Source organism: Mesorhizobium atlanticum, from assembly GCF_003289965.1.
Classification (GTDB): Bacteria; Pseudomonadota; Alphaproteobacteria; order Rhizobiales; family Rhizobiaceae; genus Mesorhizobium; species Mesorhizobium atlanticum.
This window is the reverse complement of sequence record NZ_QMBQ01000011.1, coordinates 184,270-198,025: the sequence shown is the minus strand read 5'-3', so window position 1 is coordinate 198,025 and position 13,756 is coordinate 184,270. Positions and strand designations below refer to the sequence as shown.

The following is a 13,756-nucleotide window of genomic DNA, read 5'->3' as shown; positions in this document are numbered from 1 at the left end:
CGAGGCAGCGGTGCGCGGCGTGCGCCAGAACGGCGCCGTCAAATGGCGGGGCACCGAGATCTATGTCTCGGCCACGTTGGCCGGCGAACCGATTGCCATTGAAGAGACCGAGGATGGCGAGTGGACGATGCGCTTCCACACCCATCCGCTCGGCTTCATCGATGAGAAGCACATGAAACTGGTTCGCCGCAGCGCCGCGCCAAGACGACCGCTTGGCGCTGCGGCGACCGCATCATAGGGGGAGAAAACTGTTACCTATGTATCCGGTTCAAAGTGTTACCCATCTATCCCCTGGACAGCTGCCGCCGCGGTTTTCGCCAATCGCTCACGCCGGAGCTGTCGCGCCGGCGCCGAAGTCCCACCTTCTCCCCGTCACTATACGGGGGAAGGCGGATGAGGGCGGCGCGGCGCCTGCAAACCATCGAACTGTTTCCTGCAGGTCCTGCTAACGCTTGCCGCACCACTTGGCATGGGCTAGGACACGCCCGCTCCAGATAAGTCAGCGTTTACTTAGCGAAAAGACCGATCCCATGGCCGACAAATCCGAAAAGACGAAAGCGCGGCTGCCGCGCGGTTTTGCCGACCGCAGTGCCGAAGACATCCGCGCCGTCGAGAAGATGATGGCGACCATCCGCTCGGTCTATGAGCTCTATGGCTTCGAGCCGGTCGACCAGCCGATGATCGAATACACCGATGCGCTGGGCAAATTCCTGCCCGACCAGGACCGGCCGAACGAAGGCGTGTTCTCCTTCCAGGATGACGACGACCAGTGGCTGTCGCTGCGCTATGATCTCACCGCGCCGACAGCGCGTTTTGTCGCGGAAAATTTCGACAAGCTGCCGAAACCTTACCGCAGCTACCGCTCCGGCTGGGTGTTCCGCAACGAGAAGCCCGGCCCCGGCCGCTTCCGCCAGTTCATGCAATTCGATGCCGACACGATCGGCACGCCGGGCGTCGCCGCCGACGCCGAAATGGCGATGATGATGGCCGACGTCATGGAAGCGCTCGGCATCAAGCGCGGCGACTATGTCATCCGCGTCAACAACCGCAAGGTGCTCGACGGCGTGCTGGAGGCGATCGGGCTTGGCGGCGAGGACAATGCCGGCCGCCGGCTGACAGTGCTTCGCGCCATCGACAAGCTCGACAAGCTCGGGCCGGAAGGCGTCAGGCTCCTGCTTGGTCCCGGACGCTGGGATGGCGGCAAGGAAGGCGAGGGCGACTTCGCCAAGGGCGCTGGATTGAATGATACGCAAGCCGAGGCGGTTCTCCTGGCAACGGCCAGGAACGGGCAGGCCGCCCAGGACGCCAGCGTCAATGCCAACGCCGTCTATCAGGAAGGCGTCGGCGAACTCGCAACGATCGAGGCCCTGGTTAGAGCCGCGGGCTACGGCGAAGACCGCATCGTGATGGACCGCTCCGTCGTGCGCGGCCTCGAATACTACACCGGCCCGGTCTTCGAGGCCGAGCTACTGGCCGAAATCCCCAATGACGAAGGCCAGATCGTGCGCTTCGGTTCGGTCGGCGGCGGCGGCCGCTATGACGGGCTGGTCTCGCGCTTCCGCGGCGAGCCGGTGCCGGCGACCGGCTTCTCCATCGGCGTCTCGCGGCTGATGACGGCGCTGAAGAACCTCGGCAAGATCGATACCTCCGACGTCATCGCCCCGGTCGTCGTGCTGGTCATGGACAAGGACACGGAAAGCCTCGGCCGCTACCAGAAGATGGTTGCGGACCTGCGCGCCGCCGGTATCCGCTCCGAAATGTATCTCGGCGGCGCCGGCATGAAGGCGCAGCTCAAATATGCCGACCGCCGCGGCAGCCCGGTCGCCATCATCCAGGGCGGCGACGAGCGCGCCAAGGGCGAGCTGCAGATCAAGGACCTCATCGAAGGCTCGCGCCTCTCGGCCGAGATCACCGACAACGCCGAATGGCGCGCCGCAAGGCCGGCGCAGGTGACTGTGGCTGAGGGCGAGCTGGTGGCTGAGGTGAAGAAGATTCTCGCGGCGCAGGCCGAGGAGCGGGCGAAGTGACGGGCACCGCGCTGTCCTTTCCTTCTCCCCTTGTGGGAGAAGGTGGATCGGCGCGTAGCGCCGAGACGGATGAGGGGTGTTCCAGGGAACGCCAACGTCTCACTTCGCTGGAACACCCCTCATCCGTCGCCTTCGGCGACACCTTCTCCCACAAGGGGAGAAGGGGAGGTGACGCATTATGACATCCCGTCCCGCCATCGCCGCCGACATCGCAAAACTCTTCGCCACCCGCGACACGCACGCGGTCGAAGTCGCAGTCCTGCAGCCGGCTGATCCGTTTCTCGACATGGCGGGCGAAGACCTGCGCCGACGCATCTTCCTGACCGAGAGCGAGACCGGCAAAACGCTATGCCTCAGACCCGAATTCACCATTCCGGTCTGCCTTGACCACATCGCCAGCCAGGCCGGTACGCCGCGTCGCTACTCCTATCTCGGCGAAGTGTTCCGCCAGCGTCGCGAGGGCGGCAACGAATTCTTCCAGGCCGGTATCGAGGATCTCGGCGACCGCGACACGGCCGCCGCCGATGCCCGCTCGCTGGCCGACGCGCATGCGCTGCTCTCGCTGGTGCTACCAGGAAAGGCGCTCGCGATCACGCTTGGCGACCAGACCCTGTTCGAGGCGGTGCTGGCGGCGCTGGGCCTGCCGCGCGGCTGGCGCATGCGGCTGGCGCGTGCCTTCGGCTCGGCGCCGATGCTGGAAGCGGCCCTTGCCGATCTCGCCAATCCGCCACGCAACAGTCAGCTGTCCGGTCCCGTCGCCTTGCTGGTGCTCGACGGAGATGCGGAAGGCCTCGCCGCGCACATTGCCGAAGGCATGGAAGAGGCGGGGCTGTCGGCTTCCGGCGGCCGCTCGCCGACCGACATTGCGCGCAGGCTGATCGAGAAAGCGCAGTTGCGCAGCGTGCGCCTGTCCGACGACGCCTTCTCGGCGCTCAAAGGTTTTCTCGAGATCGACGTCGCGCTCGACGGCGCGACCGCGGCGCTGGAAAAATTCGCCGCCGATGCCGGCCTGTCGCTAGGACCGGCGCTGGAGAATTTCGCCGCCCGCGCCAAGGCGATCGAGGCGCATGGCCTGTCCGCGGCACACATCCGTTACGACGCCGCCTTCGGCCGCCCGCTCGACTATTATACCGGCCTCGTCTTTGAGATCGCTGTCCAGGGAGGCGATCGTCCGCTGGTCGGCGGCGGCCGTTACGATCGGTTGCTGACGCTGCTTGGCGCCAAGAAGCCCATCCCCGGCGTCGGCTTCTCGGTCTGGCTCGACCGCATCGAAGCCTTGCGGGAGAACGCCAAATGATCACGCTGGCGATCCCGTCCAAAGGCCGTCTCAAGGAACAATCTCTCGAAGTGCTGGCCAAGGCCGGCCTTGTCGTCACCCTCCCGGAAGACGACCGCAAATACCGCGCCCGCATCGACGGCCTCGACAATGTCGAGGTGGCCTTCCTGTCCGCGTCCGAGATCGCCGGCGAGATCGGGCAAGGGTCGGTCGATCTCGGCATCACCGGCGAGGATCTGCTGCGCGAGAACCTGGCCGACTGGGAAGCGTGCGCCGAGATCGTTGCCCGCCTCGGCTTCGGCCATGCCGACGTCGTGGTGGCGGTGCCCGACATCTGGCTCGATGTCGACACCATGGCCGATCTTGACGATGTCGCGGCCGATTTCCGCCAGCGCCACGGCAGGCGGCTGCGGATCGCCACCAAATACTGGCGGCTGACGCAGCAGTTCTTTTCGCTCAAGCACGGTATCCAGGTCTACCGCATCGTGGAAAGCCTCGGCGCCACCGAAGGCGCGCCCGCCGCCGGCCTGGCCGACGTCATCGTCGACATCACCACCACCGGTTCGACGCTGCGCGCCAACCACCTCAAGGTGCTAGGCGACGGGGTTATCCTCAAGTCGCAGGCCTGTCTGGTCGCTTCAAGGAAGCAGCGCAACGCGGCGGATGAGGCGCAGTTGCGGGAAATCGCTGTGAAGATGGCCGCGCTGGTCGCCTGATCCCCTACCTTCGACGGGTTTCCACCACCCCTGCGGGCTGATAGGCTCGATCATCCCGGGAGGAGACGGCGATGGCGATCAAACTCGACGAGCTCATGAACGCCAGTAATCTGCGTGCGCGCGGCGCCGGCGGGACCTTCATTGCTCCGGCCGATGGCAAGGCGCATGTCTCGGGCGATCGCTCGGTGCCTTTGCTGGACAAGACCATTCCGGAGCTGTTCTCCGATACGGTGAGCAAATACGCCACGCTCGACGCCGCCGTCTTTGTCGGTCAGGACAAGCGCTTCACCTGGAGCGAGCTCTCGGATGCGGTCGACGCCCTGGCCGCCGGTTTCCTGGCGCTCGGCCTGGAAAAGGGCGACCGCGTCGGCATCTGGTCGCCGAACCGCTGGGAATGGCTGGTGACGCAGTTCGCCACCGCCCGCATCGGCCTGATCCTCGTCAACATCAACCCGGCCTATCGGCTGACCGAGCTGGAATATGCGCTCAACAAGGTCGGCTGCAAGGCGCTGGTCACGGCGGCCCAGTTCAAGACATCCGACTATCTCGGCATGATCGAGACGCTGGCGCCGGAGATCGCCAGGGCGGAGCCCGGCAAGCTCAAGGCGAAAAAGCTGCCGACGCTGAAGATCATCATCCGCATGGGCGACGACAACTCGCCCGGCATGTTCAATTTCAGCGACGTCCTGGCCACCGCCGCGCGCGACGACTATGACAAGCTCGACCGCATCACCGAGAGCCTGAAGCCCGTAGATGCCATCAACATCCAGTTCACCTCCGGCACGACCGGCGCGCCGAAGGGCGCGACGCTGACCCACGCGAACATCGTCAACAACGGCAATTTCGTAACCTCGGCGATAAAACTCACCGTCGACGACCGGCTCTGCATCCCGGTGCCGCTCTACCATTGCTTCGGCATGTCGATGGGCACGATGGGCTGCGTGTCGAAGGGCGCGACCATGGTTTTCCCCGGCGAAGGGTTTGACGCCGGCGCGACGCTGAAGGCGGTCGCGCAGGAGCGCTGCACCGGCCTCTACGGCGTGCCGACCATGTTCGTCGCCATGCTCGACCACGCGGATTTCGCCAGCTTCGACCTCACCAGCCTGCGCACCGGCATCATGGCCGGCTCGCCATGCCCGATCGAGGTGATGAAGAAGGTGGTGTCGCTGATGCATATGAGCCAGGTGACCATCGCCTATGGCATGACGGAAACCAGCCCGGTGTCGTTCCAGAGCAGCGTGGACGACCCGCTGGAAAAGCGCGTCTCCACGGTCGGCCGCATCCACCCGCATGTCGAGGTGAAAGCGATCGGCGCGGATGGTGCGACCGTCGCGGTCGGGGAGCCTGGCGAGCTTTGCACGCGCGGCTATTCGGTGATGAAGGGCTATTGGGAGGACGCCGAAAAAACCCGCGAGGCGATCGACGCTGACGGCTGGATGCACACCGGCGATCTCGCCACCATCGATGCCGAGGGCTATTGCAACATCGTCGGCCGGGTTAAGGACATGGTCATCCGCGGTGGCGAGAACGTCTATCCGCGCGAGGTCGAGGAATTCCTCTACCGCCATCCCAAGGTCAAGGAAGTGCAGGTCTTTGGCATTCCGGACGACAAATATGGCGAGGAACTCTGCGCCTGGATCGTGCTGAAGCCCGGTCAGATCGCCACCGCCGAGGAAATCAAGGCCTTCTGCGCCGGCCAGATCGCGCATTACAAGGTGCCGCGCCACATCCGTTTCCGCACCGAACTGCCGATGACGGTGACCGGCAAGCCGCAGAAATTCCTGATGCGCGAGGCGATGGTGGAGGAAATGGGACTGGTGGCGCAGAAGACGGCTTGAAACGGCATCTATGGACAACGAGTTTCCCAATTTCGCGGCGCTGAAAGCCGCCAAGATCGAAAATATAGATTATCGCATCGTCATCCGGCGCGGAGCGCGAACCGGGAATGCGATCGTCATGGCCCCGCATGGCGGCAAGATCGAGCCCCGCACCTCCTTGATCACCGAGACGATAGCGGGGGCCGACCTCGACATGTATTGCTTTGAGGGGCTGATGCCGGAAAGCAATCGGGAACTGCACATAACGTCCCGGAACTTTGACGAGGAGTCCGCCCTGGACCTGTTGCGGACGAAGTCCACCGTCGTCGCCATCCACGGCCGTCAGGATCGGGAGGATCCGTCGACGGTCTACCTGGGCGGCAAGGACGCCGCGTTGGTTTCGGAGATAGCCTGGCGTCTGCATGAGGCCGGCTTCCAGACGCAAAAGGACAATCATCCCTTTCCGGGCATCCAGGATTCGAACATCGTCAATCGCGGACTGACGGGAAAAGGAGCACAGCTGGAAGTGCCCTTCTCGCTGCGTCGCCGGCTGGGCAACGAGCCGGAACTTCTGGAGAGATTCTGTGGGGCGGTTCGCAAGGCCATCGACACATTCAACGCCAGAAATGGTGTCCGGTCCCCGATCCTGTTTTGAACGGTGCGCTAGAGCAATTCCAGGAAAAGTGTGAGCGGTTTTCCGTCCGGAATTGCGTAAAAACAAAGAGATAGAGCGGTTCGCCGTTTCCGTGAAACGGTGAAACGCTCTAAAGCATGTCTCCCGAAAGTGGGAACCGGTTTCGGGAGACATGCGTAAAATCAAAGACCTAAAGCGCTTGGAGCGAATCCGAAGGATCGCGACGCGCTTTAGGCGGCAAAGATGCCCGTGAGACGTGCTCCTCAAGCGCTTTTCCGCTAAGTTTGCGAAAACGCGTGGCGTTTGGGGGGGCTTGGATGACTGGTTACGCCCGGTCGGTGACGTCCTACACGATGCCGTTGGCCGCGCTGGCGCTGGCCCTCGCCGTCAGGGCCAGCGGCCTTTCGGTTGACGAAGGATCGCTGAACGTCAGGATACTCGTCGGAGCGCTGTCGAGCGCCATCATGTTCGTCACCATCTTCGTCGTGCTCGACCATGCCGAGGCGCTCGCCCGGCGCGTGGGCGAGCCCTACGGAACGCTGGTGCTGACCTTTGCGGTGACGGCGATCGAAGTGTCGATCATCGTCTCAATGATGCTGCATGGAGAGAACAACCCGACCCTGGCGCGCGAGTCCGTCTTCTCGACGGTGATGATCACCTCCACCGGCGTTGTCGGCATTTGCCTCACGCTTGGCGGCTGGCGCTATCGCAAGCAGGCGATCGTCCGGCAAGGGACCAGCGCATACCTGTCGGTTCTGATCGCGCTGACCGTGATGACGCTTATTCTCCCGACCTACACACGCGCTACGGACCCCGGAACGTTTTCGGCGGCTCAGCTTGGGTTCGTCAGCGTCCTTTCGGTGCTGCTCTATGCGAGCTTTGTGTTCGCCCAGACCGTCCGTCACCGGGAGGACTTCGTCCAGGGGCAGGCGCACCACGCGCCGACGCGAACCGCCTCCGCCGAGAGCATCTTCGTCAGCGCCCTGCTGCTGGCGAGTGGGCTCATCGGCATAGTCCTGCTCGCCGAGCAGGTCGCCGCAAGCGTGGAGGATGCGCTCGCCGCCTACCAGGTGACCCAGGCCGACAGCATCGTGGGCGCCTTGATCGCGGCACTGGTTTTGATGCCGGAGGCGATCTCGGCGATCCGCGCCTCGTTCAAGAATGAGCTGCAGCGCAGCCTGAACGTCGCGATGGGCTCGGCCTGCGCCACGATCGGTTTGACGATACCGGCGGTCGCGGCCGCCAGCCTGCTGACGGGCAGGGGACTGACCCTGGGGCTTCCGGCCTCCGATGCCGTGCTTCTGGTGCTGGCGCTTTTCATATGCAGCGTCAGCTTCAGCACCGAAAGAACGACGTTCCTGACCGGCATGGTCCATGTCGTCGTGTTTTTTACCTATGTGTTTCTGATCTTCGTGCCGTGAAGGGTGTCGCGGGTGGCGCGGGAATAAGCCGGACGCCAGGCGAACCCGTCCATGACCAACCCTACCGCGACCCCGCCTTCATCTCCGTCGGCCTCGGCGCCGAGCCTGGTTCCTGGACGAGCGGGCCGAGCAGCACTTCGCCGAACAGCGGCTGGTAGCTGCGGCGCACGGCTGGATCCTCCTTGAACGACAGCGCGTACTGGCCGATCTGGTGGAAATAGGTGATGCGCGCCCTGACCAGGCTTTCATCCGGTGAATAGCCCATGGCGCGGAAGGAGCGGACAAGCAGCCCGATGCGCAGATCGTCCATGTCCTTCACCTCCTGCGCCAGCTTCCTCGATGTCCGCGACCAGTCGCGAACGGCAAGATCGAGCAGCGGACTGAAGGGCGCCTCGTCGACCCACACATGCACGATGTCGGTGAAGAACTGCAGGCCGTCGATGTCATGCATCTCGCGCATGGCCCAGAACGGCGCGCAGTTGATGTCGCGCCATTCCTGCAGCAGGCCGTCCCGCAGATCGGCGAGGCTGGTGAAGTGAAAATAGAAGCTGCCCCGCGTCACCTTCAATTGCTTGGAGAGCCGGTCGATCTTGACCTCGGCGATGCCGCGCTTTTCCAGCACCTTGCGGGCCGCCGCGATCCACGCCTCACGGCTCAGCGTCTGCCGGGCCGTTGTCGATCCGGCCCGCGCCCTGGACGAGCGTTTCGTCTTTGCCGAGGCGGCATCCGCTTTCAAATGCTTCGAGACCTCTATCGCGACCGGCGGTAATTTGCCGAGCCTTCCTGATCAACCCGATGTTTGCCCGTTTCGCAACCCGCAACACTCGCCGTCCACCGTGGAACACGCAGTCGCCTGTGCTTGATGCGGGTCGTTCGCCCAAAGCGCTATGCACTTTTTGGGCGGTATGCATCAGGGCAGCGCGCTGATCCGTTGCAGCATCAGGTCGAAGAACGGCGCCGGCTCGATGCGGCGCAGCACGTTGCAATTCTTGCGTCGCCCGGTGACATGCCACCAGTCGACGACGGTCATGCCGATCGTCTCGGGCGAGACGATGTCGACCGTCACCGCGCACTGGCGCTTCTCGTAGATCTCCGGCGCCAGAAGATAGCCGGTGACGCAGGCGTCGTGGATCGGGCGTCCCGGCGTGCCGAATTTGTGGCTGCCATACTGGCGATAGAAGTCGGCGAGATTGGCCGCCTCGATCGCCGCCCTGCTGCCGGTGGCGCGCAGGCGATCCAGCCATTCCAGCGTCATTATCGCGGTATAGGTGCAATCGATGCCCGCCATGGTCAGCGGCACGCCGCTGTCGAAAACCTTGTGCGCCGCATGCGGGTCGACGAAGATGTTGAACTCGGCGGCAGGCGTGGCGTTGCCGCCCTCGAAGAAGCCACCGCCCATCAGCACCACTTCGCGCAGGCGCGGGATGATTCTGGGCTCCATGGTCATCGCCATCGCCAGATTGGTCATCGGCCCAAGCGTGCAGACGGTGAGCTCCCCCTCCGGCGCATCCATGATCGCCCGCACGAGATAGTTGACGCCGTGCTCGCTCTGCAGCGGCGTCACCGGCTCCGGGAGATCGGCACCGTCGAGGCCGGTCTTGCCGTGCACATATTCGGCCGTCATCAGCTTCTTCACCATCGGTCCAGGACAGCCGGCATAGACCGGCACGTCGGGCCGCCCGGCGAGTTCGACCACCTTGAGCGCGTTCTTCGACGTCAGCGGAAGCGGCACGTTGCCGCCAACCGTGGTGATTCCCACCACCTCGAGATCCGCCGGGGAGCCCAGCGCGAACAGGATCGCGAAGGCGTCATCCTGTCCGGGATCGGTGTCGATGATGATCTTGCGCGGTGCCATGTCGTGCCTGCCTTCGAATGCCTATTGATGAGCCCGTCGGGATGTGTAGAAATACAGTACTGTATCTTATGTTCAAGACAGGGTGATCGAAAATGGGCGAACGAGAGCGCGGCGACTTTTCCGAAATTCCGATCCTCGACGTGTCGGCTCTCTACGGCTCCGACCAGGATGCGATCCGGGCGACCGCGGCGACGCTGCGGCGCTATCTCGAGACGATCGGCTTCCTCTATGTCGTCGGCCATCCGATCCCTCGTGCCGACGTCGAGGCGGTGCGCGACGCGAGCAAGCGCTTTTTCGCTCTTCCCGAGGAAGAGAAGCTGAAACTGAAGATCGACAAGAATTTCCGCGGCTACCTGCCCTTCGCCGGCTCGACCATCGTCACCTCGTCGGTCGCGACCGTCAGCAAGCCGAACCAGAGCGAGTCGATCTTCTTCATGCATGAGGTCGATGAAGGCGATCCGCGCGCGCTTGCCGAAAAGCCGCTGCAGGGTCCGAACCAGTGGCCGGACGAGACGGCGCTGGAGGGCTTCCGCGCAACGATCGAGCGCTATGTCGACGAGATGGGCACGCTCGCCCGCAAGATGGTCGGCGCGATCGCGCTGTCGCTCGGCCTGCCCGCCGACAGCCTCGACCGCTATTTCGAGCAGCCGACGACCTTCCTCAGGCTGCTGCACTATCCGACGCAGCCGCAGGAGGAAGGGCTGTTCGGCTCGGCGCCACATACCGACTACGGCTTTATCACCTTGCTCGCGCAGGACGACGTCGGCGGCCTCGAGGTCAAGAACAAGGCCGGCGAATGGGTTCCGGCGCCGCCGATTCCGAACTCCTTCGTGATGAATGTCGGCGACATACTGGCGCGCTGGTCGAACGACCAGTTCGTCTCGACGCCGCACCGCGTCATCAACCGGTCCGGGCGCGAGCGCTACTCGCAGCCCTTCTTCTTCGACCCGTCCATGGACGAGACGATCGCGGCCCTTCCGGTCTGCGTGCCGGCCGGCGCCAGCCCGAAATACGAGCCGGTGCTCTATGGCGACTATCTGATGGAGCGCATCGACAAGAACTATCACTACCGCAAGAAGAAGGCCGCCGAGGCCGCTGGTGCCTGAAGGCCCTGTGGATGAACATTCAAAAAAAGGGGAACTGAAATGACAGCATTTACGCGCATGGCCGGCCTGGCGCTGGCATCGATGGCAACCGTGTGGAGCAGCCTTGCCTGCGCCGTTGACCTGCCGAAGTCGGCCGAGGTCAAGCAGTCGGGCGCGCTCACCGTCGCCAACACGGTCGACTTCGCACCCTTCGAATATCTCGACGCCGACGGCAAGCAGACCGGCATCATCATCGACCTCGCCGGCGAGGTGGCGAAAGCCCTTGACGCCAAGCTGGACGTCCAGCGCATCCCGTTCCCATCGATGATCCCCGGCCTCGCTGCCGGCCGCTTCAAGATCGCCTGGGAGACCTTCTCGGCTACGCCCGAGCGCCTGAAGCAGGTCGACTTCATCATGTTCCTCAAGGCTGGCATCGCCGTTTCGACGACGCCAGACAAGAAGGACAGCCTGTCCGCCGACAATGGCCTGTGCGGCAAGCGCATCGGCGCCACCGGCGGCAGCGCTTCGGACTTCCTGATCGACAAGCTGAGCAAGGATTGCACCGATAAGGGGCAGGCGGCGATCCAGAAGTCGCTGTTCAACTCGACCGCCGACAGCACCCAGGCGACGCTCTCCGACCGCATCGACGCCCGTATGGACGACGCGACGGCGTCGAGCTACTTCGAGGTGACCAGCAAGGGCCAGCTCGTCGTGTTGCCGAAGCTCTATGAGGTCGCCCCGCTCGGCATGGCAATCGCCAAGGACGACAAGGGCACCGCCGACATGATGGTCGCCGCGCTTTCCGAGCTGTTCAAGAACGGCACTTACAAGACCATTCTCGAGAAATACGGCATGGGCGCCTACGCGATCAAGGAACCCTATTTCGTCAACAGCATGGATACGCTGCGCGCGGACTAAGGCATGTCTCCCGAAAGTGGGAACCGGTTTCGGGATAAAGACATGCGTAAGATCAAAAACCTAAAGCGCATGGAGCGTATCCGAAAGATCGCGACGCGCTTTAGGGCAATCGATCCGAAATCGGAATCGATTTTCGCGAAGGATCATGCGCAAAATCAGCACGACGTGTTTGCGCGCCCGGCAGGGCGCGCCGGCGTTTGAACGGGACATCGGCATCCGGCCGGCCGGATGCCCGACAGGATCAGGAGTTGAGCGATGGGCGCGGCCCACCCGACCGAGATGAGCATCGAGCAGGGCGCCGCCGCCGCGGTGGCCCGGCTCACCGTCGTGCCGCAGCGCCGCTATGGCATCTGGGTCGGCACGGCGCTCGCCTTGCTGCTGGCCTTCCTCATCATCCGGGCTTTCGCCAGCAATCCGGCCTTCGCCTGGGGCACGGCTGCCGGCTATCTCTTCCATCCCTCCATCATACGCGGCCTCGCCAACACGCTGATCCTCACCGTGGTGATCATGGCGCTGGCGATCGTTATCGGCACCGTGATCGCCATCATGCGCGTGTCGCCGAGCCCGGTGCTGCGCGGCTTCTCCGGCGTCTATGTCTGGTTCTTCCGCGGTGTGCCGGCGCTGATCCAGCTCATCTTCTGGTTCAACCTGTCGCTTCTGGTGCGCGAGGTCTCGCTGACCCTGCCGTTCCTGGGCACGATCTTCTCGGCCCGCACCAACGATTTCATGACGCCTTTCTTCTCGGCCGTCGTCGCGCTGTCGCTGTGCGAGGCGGGCTACATGGCCGAGATCATTCGCGCCGGCATCAAGTCGGTGCCTTCGGGCCAGGCCGAAGCGGCGAGCGCGCTCGGCATGCCCTACCGCATGATCCTGAAGCGCATCACGCTGCCGCAGGCCATGCGGTTCGTGCTGCCGCCGACCGGCAACGAGGCCATCAATCTGCTCAAGATGACGTCGCTGGTGACCTTCATCGCGGTCGACGACCTGTTCTATTCGGCCCAGAGCATCTATGCGCGCACCTTCGAGACGATCCCACTCCTGATCGTCGTGGCATTCTGGTATCTTGCGGTGGTCAGCATCATGTCGATCGGCCAGCATTTCCTCGAGCGTCATTTCGGCCGCAGCGACACAAGCCGGAGCCCGCTCACCATGCGCACGCTGCGCAATGCCTTGGGCCTGGCGGGTGTCGCCCGATGAGCGACGTCAAATCCGAAAACCGCGCCCGCTTCGGCGTGCCCGCCGATTCCATGGTGTTCGCGCGCGGCGTGCGCAAATCCTATGGGCCGCTGGAAGTGCTCAAGGGCATCGATCTCGATGTGCCGGCAGGTTCCGTCGCCTGCATCATCGGTCCGTCGGGTTCGGGCAAGAGCACCTTCCTGCGTTGCATCAACCACCTGGAGAAGATCAGCGGCGGCCTTCTGCTCGTCGACGGCCAGTTCGTCGGCTACGATCTCAGGGACGACAAGCTCTATGAGGTCAAGGACGACCTGCTTTGCCGGCGGCGCGCCGAAATCGGCATGCTGTTCCAGTCCTTCAACCTGTTCTCGCACATGACTGTGATGGAGAACCTCATCGAGGCGCCGACACAGGTGCGCCGCATCGCGCCCGACCAGGCCAAGGCCGAGGCGGAAATCCTGCTGAAGCGGGTCGGCCTGCTCGACAAGATCGACCGCTATCCGCGAGAACTCTCCGGCGGCCAGCAGCAGCGCGTGGCGATCGCCCGCGCCATGGCGATGAAGCCGAAAGTGCTGCTCTTCGACGAGCCGACTTCCGCGCTCGACCCCGAGCTTGTCGGCGAAGTTCTGCAGGTCATGCGCGATCTCGCCGAGAGCGGCATGACGATGGTCGTCGTCACCCACGAGATCGGCTTTGCCCGCGAGATCGGCGACCAGCTCGTCTTCATGGATGGCGGCGTGATCGTCGAGCGCGGCGCGCCGCGCGAGATGATCGCCGACGCGCAATCGCCGCGTACCCGCGAATTTCTATCGCGGGTTCTTTGATTTCGGC

Annotated in this window: 13 protein-coding genes and 1 pseudogene; 12 read left to right on the top strand and 2 right to left on the bottom strand. The window is 63.9% G+C overall.

Annotated elements, in window-relative coordinates; all coding sequences use genetic code 11:
• From DPM35_RS29490 to DPM35_RS29460, 7 genes and pseudogenes are all read left to right on the top strand, one after another.
• Positions 1–238 (top strand): annotated as a pseudogene (locus tag DPM35_RS29490) (integrase); the annotation flags it as partial.
• Positions 239–530: 292 nt separating this feature from the next.
• Entirely contained in the window at positions 531–2,027 is a 1,497-nt protein-coding gene (gene hisS / locus DPM35_RS29485) for a histidine--tRNA ligase (protein WP_112130969.1), read from the top strand.
• A 178-nt stretch (positions 2,028–2,205) separates the two neighbouring features.
• Positions 2,206–3,324, top strand: coding sequence for an ATP phosphoribosyltransferase regulatory subunit (locus DPM35_RS29480; RefSeq protein ID WP_112130967.1), 1,119 nt, complete (start codon positions 2,206–2,208; stop codon positions 3,322–3,324).
• On the top strand, positions 3,321–4,019 hold the full coding sequence (hisG, locus tag DPM35_RS29475; protein ID WP_112130965.1) for an ATP phosphoribosyltransferase: 699 nt from the start codon (positions 3,321–3,323) through the stop codon (positions 4,017–4,019). The genes DPM35_RS29480 and hisG overlap by 4 nt, the downstream gene beginning before the upstream one ends.
• Before the next feature lie 71 nt (positions 4,020–4,090).
• Complete coding sequence (locus DPM35_RS29470; protein WP_112130963.1) at positions 4,091–5,857, top strand: AMP-binding protein; 1,767 nt, start codon at positions 4,091–4,093, stop codon at positions 5,855–5,857.
• Positions 5,858–5,867: 10 nt separating this feature from the next.
• A complete protein-coding gene (locus tag DPM35_RS29465) occupies positions 5,868–6,491 on the top strand; it encodes a poly-gamma-glutamate hydrolase family protein (protein ID WP_112130962.1) in 624 nt (207 codons plus the stop codon).
• 296 nt (positions 6,492–6,787) lie between these two features.
• Entirely contained in the window at positions 6,788–7,891 is a 1,104-nt protein-coding gene (locus DPM35_RS29460) for a calcium:cation antiporter (RefSeq protein WP_112130960.1), read from the top strand.
• A 61-nt stretch (positions 7,892–7,952) separates the two neighbouring features.
• Here DPM35_RS29460 and DPM35_RS29455 read toward each other — a convergent pair whose 3' ends face one another.
• Positions 7,953–8,627 carry a TetR/AcrR family transcriptional regulator gene (locus DPM35_RS29455; protein WP_112130958.1) on the bottom strand — a complete coding sequence of 225 codons (675 nt, stop codon included), beginning with the start codon at positions 8,625–8,627 and terminating at the stop codon, positions 7,953–7,955.
• A 174-nt stretch (positions 8,628–8,801) separates the two neighbouring features.
• Positions 8,802–9,746: a nucleoside hydrolase gene (locus tag DPM35_RS29450; protein ID WP_112130956.1), complete on the bottom strand. Its 945-nt coding sequence runs from the start codon at positions 9,744–9,746 to the stop codon at positions 8,802–8,804.
• 92 nt (positions 9,747–9,838) lie between these two features.
• On the opposite strand from DPM35_RS29450, the gene DPM35_RS29445 reads away from it, so the two are divergent.
• The 5 genes from DPM35_RS29445 to DPM35_RS29430 are packed head-to-tail and all read left to right on the top strand — an operon-like array spanning position 9,839 to position 13,749.
• Positions 9,839–10,852: an isopenicillin N synthase family dioxygenase gene (locus DPM35_RS29445; RefSeq protein WP_112130954.1), complete on the top strand. Its 1,014-nt coding sequence runs from the start codon at positions 9,839–9,841 to the stop codon at positions 10,850–10,852.
• A gap of 39 nt (positions 10,853–10,891) precedes the next feature.
• Complete coding sequence (locus DPM35_RS29440) at positions 10,892–11,749, top strand: ABC transporter substrate-binding protein (protein ID WP_112130952.1); 858 nt, start codon at positions 10,892–10,894, stop codon at positions 11,747–11,749.
• Between the two features lie 42 nt (positions 11,750–11,791).
• On the top strand, positions 11,792–11,950 hold the full coding sequence (locus DPM35_RS32655; RefSeq protein ID WP_181592213.1) for a hypothetical protein: 159 nt from the start codon (positions 11,792–11,794) through the stop codon (positions 11,948–11,950).
• Between the two features lie 54 nt (positions 11,951–12,004).
• On the top strand, positions 12,005–12,946 hold the full coding sequence (locus tag DPM35_RS29435; protein WP_112130950.1) for an amino acid ABC transporter permease: 942 nt from the start codon (positions 12,005–12,007) through the stop codon (positions 12,944–12,946).
• Complete coding sequence (locus DPM35_RS29430; RefSeq protein WP_112130948.1) at positions 12,943–13,749, top strand: amino acid ABC transporter ATP-binding protein; 807 nt, start codon at positions 12,943–12,945, stop codon at positions 13,747–13,749. The genes DPM35_RS29435 and DPM35_RS29430 overlap by 4 nt, the downstream gene beginning before the upstream one ends.
• The last annotated feature ends 7 nt before the right edge of the window (positions 13,750–13,756 follow it).